The organism is Pseudomonas sp. AM8, from assembly GCF_036346475.1.
Classification (GTDB): Bacteria; Pseudomonadota; Gammaproteobacteria; order Pseudomonadales; family Pseudomonadaceae; genus Aquipseudomonas; species Aquipseudomonas marginalis.
Map to the genome: position 1 here is coordinate 268,505 of NZ_JAOTNX010000005.1, position 13,406 is coordinate 281,910.

General features: G+C 62.5%; 11 protein-coding genes. 10 read left to right on the forward strand and 1 reads right to left on the reverse strand.

The window, feature by feature from the left end:
- The first annotated feature begins 1 nt into the window (after window position 1).
- Genes gspK through gspF form a run of 6 tightly spaced genes read left to right on the forward strand, consistent with a single transcriptional unit; the run spans window position 2 to window position 7,566 of the window.
- A complete protein-coding gene (gspK, locus tag V3W40_RS14955) occupies window positions 2-925 on the forward strand; it encodes a type II secretion system minor pseudopilin GspK (RefSeq protein ID WP_330215238.1) in 924 nt (307 codons plus the stop codon).
- On the forward strand, window positions 922-2,061 hold the full coding sequence (gene gspL / locus V3W40_RS14960; protein WP_315871851.1) for a type II secretion system protein GspL: 1,140 nt from the start codon (window positions 922-924) through the stop codon (window positions 2,059-2,061). Before gspK ends, gspL begins: the two co-directional genes overlap by 4 nt.
- The gene (gene gspM, locus V3W40_RS14965; protein WP_330215239.1) at window positions 2,054-2,563 is read left to right on the forward strand and encodes a type II secretion system protein GspM; all 510 of its coding nucleotides are present in this window, start codon (window positions 2,054-2,056) and stop codon (window positions 2,561-2,563) included. The genes gspL and gspM overlap by 8 nt, the downstream gene beginning before the upstream one ends.
- The gene (gene gspD / locus V3W40_RS14970; RefSeq protein WP_330215240.1) at window positions 2,560-4,890 is read left to right on the forward strand and encodes a type II secretion system secretin GspD; all 2,331 of its coding nucleotides are present in this window, start codon (window positions 2,560-2,562) and stop codon (window positions 4,888-4,890) included. The genes gspM and gspD overlap by 4 nt, the downstream gene beginning before the upstream one ends.
- 46 nt (window positions 4,891-4,936) lie before the next feature.
- Window positions 4,937-6,355: a type II secretion system ATPase GspE gene (gene gspE / locus V3W40_RS14975; RefSeq protein ID WP_330215241.1), complete on the forward strand. Its 1,419-nt coding sequence runs from the start codon at window positions 4,937-4,939 to the stop codon at window positions 6,353-6,355.
- Window positions 6,355-7,566 carry a type II secretion system inner membrane protein GspF gene (gene gspF, locus V3W40_RS14980; protein WP_330215242.1) on the forward strand — a complete coding sequence of 404 codons (1,212 nt, stop codon included), beginning with the start codon at window positions 6,355-6,357 and terminating at the stop codon, window positions 7,564-7,566. The genes gspE and gspF overlap by 1 nt, the downstream gene beginning before the upstream one ends.
- Window positions 7,567-7,620: 54 nt before the next feature.
- Here gspF and V3W40_RS14985 read toward each other — a convergent pair whose 3' ends face one another.
- The gene (locus V3W40_RS14985; RefSeq protein WP_253488804.1) at window positions 7,621-8,763 is read right to left on the reverse strand and encodes a pectate lyase family protein; all 1,143 of its coding nucleotides are present in this window, start codon (window positions 8,761-8,763) and stop codon (window positions 7,621-7,623) included.
- Window positions 8,764-9,015: 252 nt separating this feature from the next.
- Between V3W40_RS14985 and V3W40_RS14990 the strand changes: the two genes are divergently transcribed.
- The 4 genes from V3W40_RS14990 to V3W40_RS15005 all read left to right on the forward strand — a co-directional run bounded on the left by V3W40_RS14990 (window position 9,016) and on the right by V3W40_RS15005 (window position 13,399).
- A complete protein-coding gene (locus V3W40_RS14990) occupies window positions 9,016-10,278 on the forward strand; it encodes a serine hydrolase domain-containing protein (protein WP_330215243.1) in 1,263 nt (420 codons plus the stop codon).
- 117 nt (window positions 10,279-10,395) lie between these two features.
- Window positions 10,396-11,733, forward strand: a complete 1,338-nt coding sequence (locus V3W40_RS14995; RefSeq protein WP_330215244.1) for an alginate export family protein — start codon at window positions 10,396-10,398, stop codon at window positions 11,731-11,733.
- 40 nt (window positions 11,734-11,773) lie between these two features.
- The gene (locus V3W40_RS15000) at window positions 11,774-12,877 is read left to right on the forward strand and encodes a polyamine ABC transporter substrate-binding protein (protein WP_330215245.1); all 1,104 of its coding nucleotides are present in this window, start codon (window positions 11,774-11,776) and stop codon (window positions 12,875-12,877) included.
- Window positions 12,878-12,919: 42 nt separating this feature from the next.
- Window positions 12,920-13,399, forward strand: coding sequence for a DUF3237 domain-containing protein (locus V3W40_RS15005; protein WP_330215246.1), 480 nt, complete (start codon window positions 12,920-12,922; stop codon window positions 13,397-13,399).
- Window positions 13,400-13,406 lie beyond the last annotated feature (7 nt).

Below are 13,406 nucleotides of genomic sequence, written 5' to 3' on the forward strand. Positions count from 1 at the left end.
CATGAAATCACACTCGCCCACAGGGGCGAAACAGCGCGGCATGGCGATTATCAGCGCGATGCTGATCGCGGCGGTGGTCGCTGTGTTCGCCGCCGGCATGCTCACCCGCCAGAGCGTTTTTACCCGTTCACTTGAGGCCGAGCAGGCGCGAGTGCAGGGCAGTGCATCACTGCTGGGCGGCCTGGAAGTCAGCCGGCGATTGCTTCGGGACGCCCGCGAGCAGGATGTGCTGACGCGGCTTGACCAGCCATGGGCCCGGCCGATCAACACCGCTCAGGACGGCGAATTCGAAGGCCGCCTTGAGGACCTGCAAGGCAAGTTCAACCTGCGCAATTTAATCGCCCAAGAGTCTGTTGATCTCGGGCAGATGCGCAGCTTTGAGCGGTTGTGCGAGATGATCGGTGTCGAGGCCCGCCTGGCGCAGCGCATCAGCCAACGCGTGATTGCGGCCTACCCACATAGGCCGGTTGCCTCAACAGTGGGGCAGCCGCCCCCGCCATTACCCGCCACCCAGCCGATGCTGCGCAGTCTTGATCAATTACGCGGTATCGAAGGCCTCAATGAGCGGGTCTTGGCACGGCTGGAGCACTACGTCAGCATTCTTCCGGTCAACACCTGGGTCAACGGCAATACGGCCAGCGCTGAGGTGCTGGCCGCGGTGGTGCCGGGTTTGTCCTGGGCGCAGGCCAAGGCGTTGGTCGCCGAGCGCGATCGCGGCCAGTGGTTTATCAATCGCGGCGACTTCGTTAACCGTGCGCGATTGCCCAACCTGAACGTGGATGAACTCAACGTCGGGATCACCAGTGAGTGGTTCCTGCTCCAGGGGCAGGCCCGCCGCAATCAGCGCCGTGTTCACCTGGCTGCGCTGCTGCATCGTCCGGAAGACGCAATGCCCAGGGTGATCTGGTCGAGGCTGGGCGTATGACACGCCTGCGTCTTGCCTTGCCGCCGCTGGAGTCCTTGACGTCGGACACCGAGCTTGAGTTCGCGCAACTGGACCGCAAGGGGCACGTCAGTCATACCGGCATCAGCACCCTTGGCCAGCTGGGACAACAGGTCAAGTCTCAGGCCGTCGAGTGTTTCCTTCACCCCATGGACACGGTACTTACGCGCATTGAACTTCCGCCGCTGTCAGCGTCCCGTATCGATGCGGCCGTTACCTGCGCTGCGCAGGCCTTGATCCTGGGGCCCAGCGAGCAGATGCATGTGGCGCACAGCGCTCGAGATGCCGATGGACAGGTGCACCTGAGCTGGCTGCCCAAGGCTGTACTGGATCGCCTCGATCAGTTGCTTGGCCTGCACGGATTGAAGCTGGGCGGCCTGTATCCAGCGCCTTACCGCTTAGCCGTGCCAGCGGCCGGGCAGGTCAATGGGTGTGTGGTAGAGGGCCAGTTGCTGCTGCGTTTCACCCTCGCCCATGGGGCGGTGGAACCGTTGGTTGAGGACCGTCTGGAAGCGCTCGCCGCCACCGGCGAAAGTGTGCTGTGGCCCGTGGACCATCAGCGCTGGAACGGCGCTGCCCCTGGCTGGGGATTGCACGCCGGGGTCGGTCGGCGCACTGCACAGGCGGCCGGTTGGGGGCGGGCGTTGGGCTGTTGTGCGTTGGCCGTGGGTGTCTGGGTGGCCGGGCTCAACCTTTACGCCGCCCGCGAGGTTGCGCAAGGGCAGCAGCTCAAGCAGCAGATGAGCCAGCGCGTGAAGCACGCATTTCCCGAGCTGCCGGTGATTCTCAACCCTCTGCAACAGGCTCGCCAGCAGTTGGCGAACCGGCAAGGGGGAGGGCCCGCGCAGCTCAATCACGACTTTGCTTACCTGGTGCAGCAAGCCGCCATGGCGCTGCCGTTCATGGCCGGCAGCGTCCAGCGGTTGACCTTCAGCGAGCGCCAGTTGCAGCTGCAGATGACCGCCGAAGCCACTCCCGCTGCCGACGGCGCTGTACAGGCTGCGCTGAGCCAGGCGGGACTTTCCGCCCACCGCAACGAGCGCATCTGGACGCTGAGTGCGATGGCCGAACCCGCGTCGGGAGAGGGTGATTCCAGCGTGGAAAACGACGATGAATAATCCGAGGCTGATGGCATTCAGAGGACGCTGGAAAGCGTTGGCTCCGCGGGAAAAAACCATGCTCAGCGGTGCGGCGGTGTTTCTCGCCAGCCTGTTGGTCTGGCTGTCGCTGATCCAGCCGGCGCTCAAGAGCATTGACTATTGGCAAGCCGAAACCCCGAAGCTGCGCGCCCAGAGCCAGGCACTGGCGCTGTTGCTTCGCGAGGTCACCACGCCTGTCGGGCTGGACCTTGAACACTCATTGCGGCAATCCCTCGACGCCGCCGGACTGACGGGGTACTACCGGTTACAGGCCCAGGATGCGTCCTGGCAACTGACACTGGACGCGGCCCCCGCCGATGCGGTGCTCGGCTGGTTATTGAGTGACCCCAGGCAATTTTCGCTGGACGTGGTGGAGGCTCGTTTGCAGCGCGCCAGCGAAGCCTCGGCCGACAACACGGCAGGCACTCTCACAGGAACCGTCCGTATGGATCGGATGCACGGCGCTAAGGAAGCATCATGAAGTGGTCAGGTTCCCATTATGTACGCACGGCTGCGCCGTTTCTGTTGCTCGCACTGGGGGCGTGCAGCGCGCAACCCACGGCGGATTTACCCCAGGACAGTGAGCTCGGCCTGCCCCTGGCCACCACCCAGCGCAGCGGCGATGCCCTGGTAGACCGGCAGCGTGCGCAAGTGCAAATCGAACGGCAGTCGCGGCCCTTGCACAAGGTTACCAACCCCACACGTGGCAGCGGTGCCGGTCACAGCGGCGTGGCGCCGAGCAAACCCTTGGGCGATCAACCGGTCACGCTGAATTTCGTCGAGGCCGACATTCAAGCCGTGGTGCGGGCGTTGTCCCGTGCGACGGGGCAGCAGTTCCTGGTCGACCCGCGCGTCAAGGGTTCCCTCACGCTGGTTTCCGAAGGGCAGGTGCCGGCGCATCAGGCCTACGACATGCTGCTGGCGGCACTGCGCATGCAGGGCTTCAGCGTGGTGGATGTTGGCGGTATCGCGCACGTGGTGCCCGAGGCCGATGCCAAGCTGCTCGGCGGGCCGATCTACAGTGCCGACAAGCCGGGCGGCAGCGGCATGCTCACGCGCACCTTCCGCCTGCAATACGAAAACGCGGTGAACCTGATCCCGGTACTGCGCCCGATCGTTTCGCCAAACAATCCGATCAACGCCTATCCGGGCAACAACACCATCGTTGTCACCGACTACGCCGAGAACCTGGCGCGGGTGGCGCAGCTTATCGACGGTATCGATACCCCGAGCGCCATCGACACCGACGTGGTGCAGGTTCAAAACGGGATCGCCGTGGATATCGCCGAGATGGTCTCGCAACTGCTGGAGCAGCCGGGCAGCGATCCGACGCAGAAAATCACGGTGGTGGGCGACCCGCGCTCCAACGCGATCGTGATTCGTGCCGGCAGCCCGGAGCGAACCGAGTTGGCGCGTAACTTGATCTACAAGCTGGATAACGCCCAAGCCAACCCAAGCAATTTGCACGTGGTGTACCTGCGCAACGCCCAGGCCGCGAAACTGGCGCAGTCGTTACGCGGTTTGCTGACCGGTGAAAGCGACAGCGGTGGCGGTGACAATGCGCGGTCGGCCCTCAGCACAATGGGTGCCAATATCTCCGGCAGCCAGACCGGGCAGGGCAGTGGCCAAGGCAGTACCACCAGCGCCAATGAGTCGGCGCAGACGAACAGCAGCTCGAGCAGCCAGCCCGGCGGGCAAACGAATGAGCAAAACGTCGCCTTCACCGCCGGTGGCGTGACCCTCCAGGCCGACTCGACCACCAACACCTTGCTGATTTCTGCCCCGGAGCCGCTGTACCGCAACCTGCGTGAAGTCATCGACATGCTCGACCAGCGCCGCGCCCAAGTGGTGATTGAAAGCCTTATCGTTGAAGTCGGCGAGGACGATGCCAATGAGTTCGGCGTGCAGTGGCAGAGCGGCGACCTGGCCGGCAAAGGCGTGATTGGCGGGACTAACCTGGGCGGCGCGGGGTTCAACCTGAATGGCAAGACCAGCGTTGACGTGCTGCCCGGCGGGCTCAGCCTCGGCTTTATCAACGGTACCGTGGATGTGCCCGGCATTGGCAAGGTCATGGACCTCAAGGTGTTGGCCCGCGCGCTTAAAAGCAAAGGCGGCAGCAACGTACTGTCGACGCCGAACCTGCTGACCCTGGATAACGAGGCGGCCAGTATTTTTGTTGGCCAGACCATCCCGTTTGTCAGTGGCAGCTACGTGACCGGTGGCGGCGGTACCAGCAATAATCCGTTCCAGACGGTCACCCGTGAAGAGGTCGGCTTGAAGCTGAATGTGCGCCCACAAATCTCCGAGGGTGGCACGGTCAAACTCGATATTTACCAGGAAGTCAGCAGCATCGATGAGCGCGCGTCCAGCAGCGCCGCGTCGGCCGGGATCGTCACCAACAAGCGCGCGATCGACACCAGTATTTTGCTCGACGACGGGCAGATCATGGTCCTCGGCGGCCTGCTCCAGGACGGTTACAGCCAGAGCAATGAAGCCGTGCCGTGGCTGTCGAGCATTCCGGGGCTGGGTGTGCTGTTTCGCAATGAACGCCGGGCGGTCACCAAGACCAACCTGATGGTGTTCCTGCGCCCGTATATCATCCGCGACAGTGGGGCCGGGCGCGCGATCACCCTGAACCGCTATGACTACATGCGCCGTGCCCAGGGCCATTCCCAGCCGGAACACAGCTGGGCGATGCCGGATGTGCAGGCGCCGCAGTTGCCGGCGGTGGAGAAGGGGATTCCGGGCGGGCAGCAGCAGGGGCCGAGGGCGGTGATTCGCGCGGTGCCTGTAGGTGCGCGACCATGAGCCTGCTGTACGCAGGACCCAATGTGTATTCCTGTGGGAGAGGGGTATGAGCCTGCTGCCCTACGCCTGGGCCAAATCCCAACGCATCCTCCTGCGCCCCGGCGACGACGGCATGCTGCTGACCGTCTGCCCCTCCACCCCCGGCTGGTCCATCAGCGAAGTACGGCGCCAGTTCGGCCAGGCCCACCTCGAGCAGGTACGCGACGATGAACTCGACGGCCTCCTCGCCAGTGCTTATGCCGATACGGGCAGCGCCGCCGCCGTGGTGGGCGCGGCGGAAAACGAGGTCGACCTCGACCGCCTGATGCAGGACATGCCCGAAATCACCGACCTGCTCGACACCCAGGACGGCGCGCCGGTGATTCGTATGATCAACGCCTTGCTCACACAGGCAGCGCGGGACGAGGCCAGTGATATTCACATTGAACCGTATGAAACCCACTCCGTGGTGCGTTACCGCGTCGACGGCACCCTGCGGGATGTGGTGTCGCCGCGCAAGGCGTTGCATGGCGCGCTGGTGTCGCGGATCAAGATCATGGCCCAGCTCGACATCGCCGAAAAACGCTTGCCCCAGGACGGCCGCATCGCCCTGCGCGTGGCCGGGCGGCCGATTGATATTCGTGTGTCGACCGTGCCCACCGGGCATGGTGAGCGGGTGGTGATGCGCTTGCTCGACAAGCAAGCCGGCCGTCTGCAACTGGAAACCCTGGGCATGGCGCCCTCGGTACTGGCCAGGCTCGATACCCTGATCCGCCAGCCCCACGGCATCGTGCTGGTCACCGGGCCCACGGGCAGCGGCAAGACCACCAGCCTGTACGCGGCGCTGGCACGGCTGGATGCAAGCACCAGCAATATCCTCACCGTGGAGGACCCGGTGGAATACGACTTGCCGGGCATCAGCCAGATCCAGGTCAATGCCAAGATCGACATGACCTTCGCACTGGCGCTGCGAGCGATCCTGCGTCAGGACCCGGACGTCATCATGATCGGTGAAATCCGCGATTTGGAGACCGCGCAAATCGCGGTGCAGGCCTCGCTCACGGGGCATTTGGTACTCGCTACGTTGCACACCAACGACGCGGTATCCGCCGTCAATCGCCTGCTGGACATGGGCGTCGAGCCGTTTTTGCTGGCGTCTTCAATGCTTGGGGTTCTGGCGCAACGCCTCGTGCGTCGTCTCTGCCCGCAATGCAAGGAAGAAGACCCGGCCAGCCCGGGCACCTGGCGTCCACTCGGGTGTTTGGCGTGTAACCACACCGGCTACAGCGGTCGCACCGGCATTCATGAACTGTTCTGCATTGACGACGCGATTCGCGCGCTGATTCACCAGGGTGCCGGTGAGCAGGCGCTCAGGGCCGCAGCTCGCAGCGCCGGTATGTGCAGCATGCGTGAGGATGGCGAACGCTGGGTCAACAGCGGCGTGACGGCACCCGAAGAAGTGCTCCGCGTGACACGGGACGCCTGATGAATCGCTACCGTTTCGAAGCCGCCGACGCCATGGGCAAGATCGAGAGCGGACACCTGGAAGCCGACAGTCAGCGCGAGGCGTTCGGGATTTTGAGCCGGCGTGGCTTGACGGCCTTGTCGGTGCACCTTGAGCAAAATACGGCCTCGGGGGCTGGCGCGGGCCTGTTCAGCGCCAAGCTGTCGGACAACGACCTGGCCTGGGCCACGCGGCAACTGGCCAGCCTGCTCAGCGCCAGCCTGCCACTGGAGGCCGCGTTGAGTGCCACGGTGGAACAAGCCGAGCGCAAACACATCGTCCAGGCCCTGAGTGCGGTGCGTGCCGATGTACGCAGCGGCATGCGCCTGGCGGATGCCTTGGCCGCGCGGCCACGGGACTTTCCGGAGATCTACCGCGCGCTGATTGCGGCGGGGGAGGAGTCCGGCGACCTCGCCCAGGTGATGGAGCGGTTGGCCGACTACATCGAAGAACGCAATAACCTGCGCAGTAAAATCCTCACCGCGTTTATCTATCCTGGGGTGGTAGGGCTGGTCTCGATCGCCATCGTGATCTTCCTGCTCAGCTACGTGGTGCCCCAGGTGGTCAGTGCGTTTTCCCAGGCGCGCCAGGACTTGCCCGGGCTGACATTGGCGATGCTCAATGCCAGTGATTTCATTCGCGGTTGGGGTTGGCTGTGCCTCAGTGCTTTGATCGCGGGTTTCTGGGGCTGGCGTGTGTACCTGCGCAACCCGCTGGCGCGTCTGGGTTGGCATCGCCGCGTGTTGCGCCTGCCGCTGATCGGGCGTTTTGTACTCGGGCTCAATACCGCACGGTTTGCCTCGACCCTGGCGATTCTCGGCGGCGCCGGGGTGCCGCTGTTGCGTGCATTGGAAGCGGCACGCCAGACCTTGTCCAACGACTGCCTGAGCCAGTGCGTCAACGACGCCACTGCCAAGGTGCGCGAAGGCGTCAGCCTGGCCACGGCGCTGGCGGCGGAGAAAGTATTTCCGCCACTGCTGATCCACCTGATCGCCAGCGGCGAAAAGACCGGCTCGCTGCCGCCGATGCTCGATCGCGCCGCGCAGACACTGTCCCGCGATATCGAGCGCCGGGCGATGGGCATGACCGCACTGCTGGAGCCACTGATGATCGTGGTGATGGGCGCGGTGGTGCTGGTGATCGTGATGGCGGTGCTGTTGCCGATCATCGAGATCAACCAACTGGTGCAGTAGCAAAAAAGCCCTCGTCACCGAGGGCTTTTCATTTCACGAAGGTGACACCGCTGCTTAGAGCTTACCGGCGCCGGCCTTGGCCTTGACGTCGGCGGCGACCTTATCGGCAGCCAGCGGAGTGTAGCTGTACGGCGGGGTCCAGCCGATGCTCGAACTCCACGAGCAGCTCAATGCGCTGCCGTTGAGGGTCGAGCCGGTGTCGCGGTAGACGCTGCCACCGTAATCGCCGGCGATCTTGTCGCAACCGCTGATACCGGCGATCTCGAAGGCGTTACGCTCGGAGAAGATCTTCGAGTTCTTGCCCACACCGTGAGCGTACGAGAACGGGTACACCTTATGGCTGGTGCTGCCCACATGGTAGTTGTTGTACAGATGCACCTGGCCGAAACGCACGCGCGGCGCACGGGCAGAGATATTCTCAAACAGGCTGTTGTGGATGGTGACCTTGAGCTTGCCGTCGTCGGTGGTGCGGCTGTCGCTGGAACCGATCAGGTTGTTCTTCTCGTGCGACTTGAACGCCGAGTACGAGATGGTCACGTAGTTGGCGCCGTTTTTTACATCCAGCGCGCCGTCGTGATGCTGCTTCGGACGGCCGTTGGCACTGCCGTTCTGGTCATCGGTACGGCGGCCATCGGTGAAGGTCACGTGATCGACCCACACGTTATTGGCGCCCTCGATGGTCAGGCCATCGTATTCCGAGTTCCAGTTGCCGGCGCTGCCGTCCGTGGGGTCCCACTTCGGCTCGGGATCCCAAGGGTTTTCGATGGTGATGTTGCGGATGATGACGTCGTTTTCCTTGGCATAGAAGAAACCCTCACGGATCTCGGCATTGCTGGTGGTACCGACGATGGTGGTTTTGCCAGGAATATCCAGGCGACCGCGTACCTTCATATCAGCAGTCGTCGTATAAGCCTTGCCTTCGCTGATATCGATGATGCCGGTGATCTTGATGATGCGGCCGTTGGTGCCCACCGACGCGCTCAGTGCGGTTTTCAGCTCCGCCGCGTTTTTTGCCGTGTAGATATTATTCGCCGCAGCTCGCGAGCCGCCCTTGGTGCCGCCGTTCTGAGTGGCCCAACCAGTGGTGGCCGAATCCAGCCAGATGTCCGCGGCATGCGCAGGAACGCTGGAAAACAGCAGGGCACCGATAACGGCACTGGCCAGTGTTGAGGCAGTGAAGGTTGAGGGGGTTGTCATGAGTAATCAGATCCTTGATTAACTTGAGTGTTTAAACGCGCACAGGCATGCGCGTTTCTCGAGCGGACGTCCTTGCCACTGGTGCAGCGAATCGAACGTCCGCTGCATGAGAAATACTATCATGCGTGTATTCGTTGTCGTACAACTGTTTGTAAAATTAACGAGTAAATAGTTTTATTGACTAAAACAAAATATCGGATAATTATTCCTGTGCATCTGCTCCCATGCAGAGTCATCTTCAGGGTTATCCCGATGAGCCTTAAAACCCCGTCTGTACTGGCGACTCTTTACGTCGAGGCCAATGAGTCGTGCTTTGCAACCCCCGTGGCACCTGTGCTGATGCAGGGCTTCCCGGCCGAGCCGAATCACCGGGTAACGTGGCACAACTGGATGCGCGCGCCCTTCAGCCAGTGGGGGTTCCGTCATCTGGCGCGGCTGCGCCCCACGATTGATGTGGCGGCGGGTTCAAGGCCTGCCGGTCAGCTCAAGGAAGCGCCCACAGCGCTGGACCCGCTGTGTTTCGACAGCGAATGCGGGCTCAGCATCAGCGTGATCGAACACCTTGTGGCCAGCCAGACCGACGCTTTTTTAGTGATGCAGGGCGACACGGTGTTGTTCGAGCGCTACTTCAACGGCCAGCGCGCGGATGACCGGCACATCATGTTTTCGGTGACCAAGTCGCTGATCGGCACCCTCGGCGAACAACTGGTTTCCAACGGCATGCTCAAGCCTGAGCTGTCCGCCGCGTACTACGTGCCTGAGCTGGTGGGCAGTGCGTTTGGCGATGCCACCGTGCGCCAGTTGTTCGATATGGCCGTGGGCATCGACTACAGCGAGGTGTATGACGATCCCGCCTCCGAGAGTTCGCAGTACGGTTATGCCTGCGGTTTCCAGCCGGCACCGGCGCCATACGCCCAGTTTGAATCGCTGTACCAATACCTGCCGTCACTGAAAAAACGTGGCGCACACGGCGGCTTTTTCCATTACGTGACCGCCACCACCGAAGTCCTGGCATGGGTCATGGAACGTGCCTCGGGCCAGGCGTGCAGTCAGATGCTGGAACAGATCTGGGGGCGCTTGGGGTGCGAACGCGACGGTTATTTCATGGCCGATCCCTGGGGCCGTAACGTTGCCGGGGCGGGCTTCAGTGCCACCTTGAGAGACATGGCGCGCTTCGGTCGCCTGCTCGCCAACGACGGTCGCCAGGACGGCGTTGAGCTGCTGTCGCCTGAGACCGTGGCCCGTATCGCCGCCGGCGCTGATCCGGCGATCTACGCGCAAAATGCCGAGTTCTCCAGCTGGACGCCCGGTGCGTCCTATCGCAGCCAGTGGTACGTGTTCAACGACCACAGCCAAGCCCTGATGGCCGGAGGGATCCACGGCCAATACCTGTTCATCGACAAACCGTCCGGCGTGGTGATCGTCAAGCAATCGTCGCTCACCGATGCAGTCAGCCCGTTCGATAACGACAGCGTGCGCATGCTGCGCGCGATCGCCGCCCACCTGAGTCGCTGACCCACGCCCAAACAATAAGAGTCTTGCGTTCTATTCACCTGGCTTGCCCAGGTGTTGGCGGCGCTCTGCGTCGCCATTGACTGCCCTGTAACAACAATAATTCCACAGGAGCTTCTTATGGTTTTCACCAAGCGTTTTTCCCGAGCGCTGTTAGCGTTCGGCTTACCCTTGACCACCCACGTCGCGTTGGCGGGCTACACCTTTGAGGACGGCGATCTCAAGGGTGAAGTCAATCTCACGGCGGGTGGGGCGACGCTGTTTACCCGTGGCGTCAACTTCGGCAGCGGCCAGGTCGATGCACGCAACGGTAAAAACGGCGGCGCCCGGATCAACTGGCAAGAGGTCTACGTAAAGCCGGGGGTCAAGCTTGAGTATGCGTTGCAACCGGATTTCAGCCTGCTGGCCGGCGGTTCCCTGGTGGCGGCGAGCACCTTCGGCGATGGCGATGCGGGAGGCTTCAGCCGCAGTTCCGACGGCAAGGTCGCAGCCGAAGAACTCTACGGCGGTTTTCGCGTCGGCGAGTGGAAGTTCACCGCCGGCCGCCAGAACTACATGATCGGTACGGGGTTCATCGTCATGGACGGTAACCTCGACCAGTACAAGGACGGCGCCTACTGGCTCGGCCCGCGAACTGCGTTCAAGGACTCAGCGATCCTGGCCTGGGATCATGACGCGCTGAAGTCCCAGGCCTTCACCTTGCGTACCGATGACGACTTGGGCGATTTCCGCATGACCGGCGTGAACGTGGATTACAACCTCGATGACCAGGTTACGCTCGGCGCCATGGCCATGAAGGTCAATGCCCTTGGCCCCCGGGGCAGCACGCTGCCGCGCCGTCGGGACGGGATGCAGGTGTACAACGTCAGGGCGCTCAACGCCAAGGTGCCCGGCGTCCAGGCGCTGACCCTGAATGCCGAATACGCGCTGGAGCGCGGCAGCGGCGAGGGTGTCGACTACGATGCCAACGCCTGGTATGCCCAGGCCGACTATGCCTTCACTACCTTGCCGCTGACGCCGATCATTGGCTACCGCTACGCGAGCTTTTCCGGCGACGACAACCTTACCGACAACCGCCAGAAAGCCTGGGATTCACTGAGCAAGGGCTTTGTCGACTGGAGCACGTGGCTGGTCGGGGATGTGGTCGGCAACTACCTGCTGTTCAACAGCAACGAAAACGTCCAGCAGTTCTCCCTCAAGACCCACCTCAACGACACCCTGGCCCTCGGCGCGATTCACTACCAGTTCTGGCTGGACGAGAAAAACTACATGGGCGCGCCGGTCAGCGATCGGCGCTTTGCTGACGAAAGTGTGGTTTTCCTCGACTGGACGCCCACGCCGTCGTTCTATACGTCGCTGTCCTACAACTGGGTCAAGCCGCTGGCCGCCGCCAAACAGGTGTTCGGTAACAACCAGATGTTCAGTGCGCTGGAACTGTATTTCACCTACCGCTATTAAGTGCTGCGAGCCATCGCGGCCGCGCTGGAGTGTTTTGATCATGAACAGATTTTTGCGTAACACCGTGCTGGGCACTGTCGCCTCGTTGCTCATCAGTGGTTTTTGCCTGGCTGAAGAACGCACCGTACGGATCTACAACTGGATCGAATACCTGCCACCCGAAGTGCTCAAGAGTTTCCAGGAAGAAACCGGCATTCGCCCGATTTACGATGTGTTCGACAGTGCCGAAACCATGGAGTCCAAGCTGCTGACGGGCAACTCCGGGTATGACGTGGTGTTCCCCGGCACCGCCAACCTGGGGCACTTGATCACGGCCGGGGCCGTGCAGCCGCTGGACCGCCAGCAGTTGCCGAACTGGCAGCACCTGGACCCGCAGTTCATGCAATCCCTGGAAGCCGTGGGTGACACCGGCAACCGCTACGCCGTGCCTTACCTATGGGGCACCACATTGATCGGCTACAACGTCGACAAGGTGCGCAAGGCCCTGGGTCCTGACGTGCAGATGAACAGCTGGGACATCATCTTCAAGGAAGAAAACCTCGCCAAGCTCGCCAGTTGTGGCGTGGGTTTCCTCGACGCCGGCAACGAGATCCTGCCGATTGCCTTGCACTACAAGGGCCTCGACCCCAATAGCCAAAAGCGTGAGGACTATGTGCAAGCCCAGGCCGTGATGATGAAGATTCGCCCTTACGTCACTTACTTCAATTCGTCGCGCTACGGCATGGACCTGGCCAACGGTGATATCTGTGTGGGCGTGGGCTGGTCCGGCGGTGTCGCATTGGCCACGCGACTGGCAGATGCCGCCGGCAAGGGCGTCAAGGTCGAGATGGCACTGCCCAAGGAAGGCGCGCCGATGTGGGCGGACGTGATGATGATCCCGGCCAAGGCACCCGACCTGGCGGAGGCCCATGCGTTCATCAATTACATCCTGCGCCCGGACGTGATTGCGCGCATCAGCAACAGGATCGGCTACCCCAACCCGAACAAGGACGCCACTGCGCTGGTGGACGCCAGCATCCGCAACGACCCCAACATGTATGTGCCGGAGGAAGCGCGCAAGACCCTGTTCGCCCTGGAACCGATTCCGGCCGCCGTGGAGCGCATCCGTACCCGCACCTGGACGGCCATCAAGAGCAACCGCTGATCAGTGTGGCCCGGTGCGTGTGCGCCGGGCTTGGAGCTTGCCATGACTGAACGGATTGACATTGCCCCCAACTTGCAGCGGGTGCTGACCCTGCGCGTCGCGATAGGGCCGGGTGTGACCCTGGGCGACAGCGTTGAAGGCCTGCGCTGCAACTACCCGATTGTGGGCGGGGACTTCGATGGGGTCGGCATCAGCGGCCAGGTCCTGGCGGGCGGAGACGATTGTTTTGTTTTACGCCCGGATGGCATCGGTCAACTGGATGCCCGCTACAGCCTGAGGACCGACGAAGGCGAGGTGGTCAACATCCGTAACCGCGGCATATTGACCATGACTGAGTACGGGCGCCAGATGGAGCGCGACGGTCAATGGCCGATTCCTGAGACGGAGTACCGCTGCACCTGCACCCCGGTGTTTCAGGTGCCCAAGGGGCGGCTGGACTGGCTCACCCGTTCAAGTTTTATCGGCCTGGTGCATTACCCGGGCGCCGACCAGGTGGTAATTCGTTGCTATCGCTTTTACTGAGGCCCGG

What these genes read in the sequence shown, in the direction of transcription:
- V3W40_RS15000 (WP_330215245.1), top strand. Translation starts at nt 11,774, where the DNA reads ATGAACAGATTTTTGCGTAACACCGTGCTGGGCACTGTCGCCTCGTTG.
- V3W40_RS14990 (WP_330215243.1), top strand. Translation starts at nt 9,016, where the DNA reads ATGAGCCTTAAAACCCCGTCTGTACTGGCGACTCTTTACGTCGAGGCC.
- gspK (WP_330215238.1), top strand. Translation starts at nt 2, where the DNA reads ATGAAATCACACTCGCCCACAGGGGCGAAACAGCGCGGCATGGCGATT.
- gspL (WP_315871851.1), top strand. Translation starts at nt 922, where the DNA reads ATGACACGCCTGCGTCTTGCCTTGCCGCCGCTGGAGTCCTTGACGTCG.
- V3W40_RS14985 (WP_253488804.1), bottom strand. Translation starts at nt 8,763, where the DNA reads ATGACAACCCCCTCAACCTTCACTGCCTCAACACTGGCCAGTGCCGTT.
- gspF (WP_330215242.1), top strand. Translation starts at nt 6,355, where the DNA reads ATGAATCGCTACCGTTTCGAAGCCGCCGACGCCATGGGCAAGATCGAG.
- gspD (WP_330215240.1), top strand. Translation starts at nt 2,560, where the DNA reads ATGAAGTGGTCAGGTTCCCATTATGTACGCACGGCTGCGCCGTTTCTG.
- V3W40_RS15005 (WP_330215246.1), top strand. Translation starts at nt 12,920, where the DNA reads ATGACTGAACGGATTGACATTGCCCCCAACTTGCAGCGGGTGCTGACC.
- gspM (WP_330215239.1), top strand. Translation starts at nt 2,054, where the DNA reads ATGAATAATCCGAGGCTGATGGCATTCAGAGGACGCTGGAAAGCGTTG.
- gspE (WP_330215241.1), top strand. Translation starts at nt 4,937, where the DNA reads ATGAGCCTGCTGCCCTACGCCTGGGCCAAATCCCAACGCATCCTCCTG.
- V3W40_RS14995 (WP_330215244.1), top strand. Translation starts at nt 10,396, where the DNA reads ATGGTTTTCACCAAGCGTTTTTCCCGAGCGCTGTTAGCGTTCGGCTTA.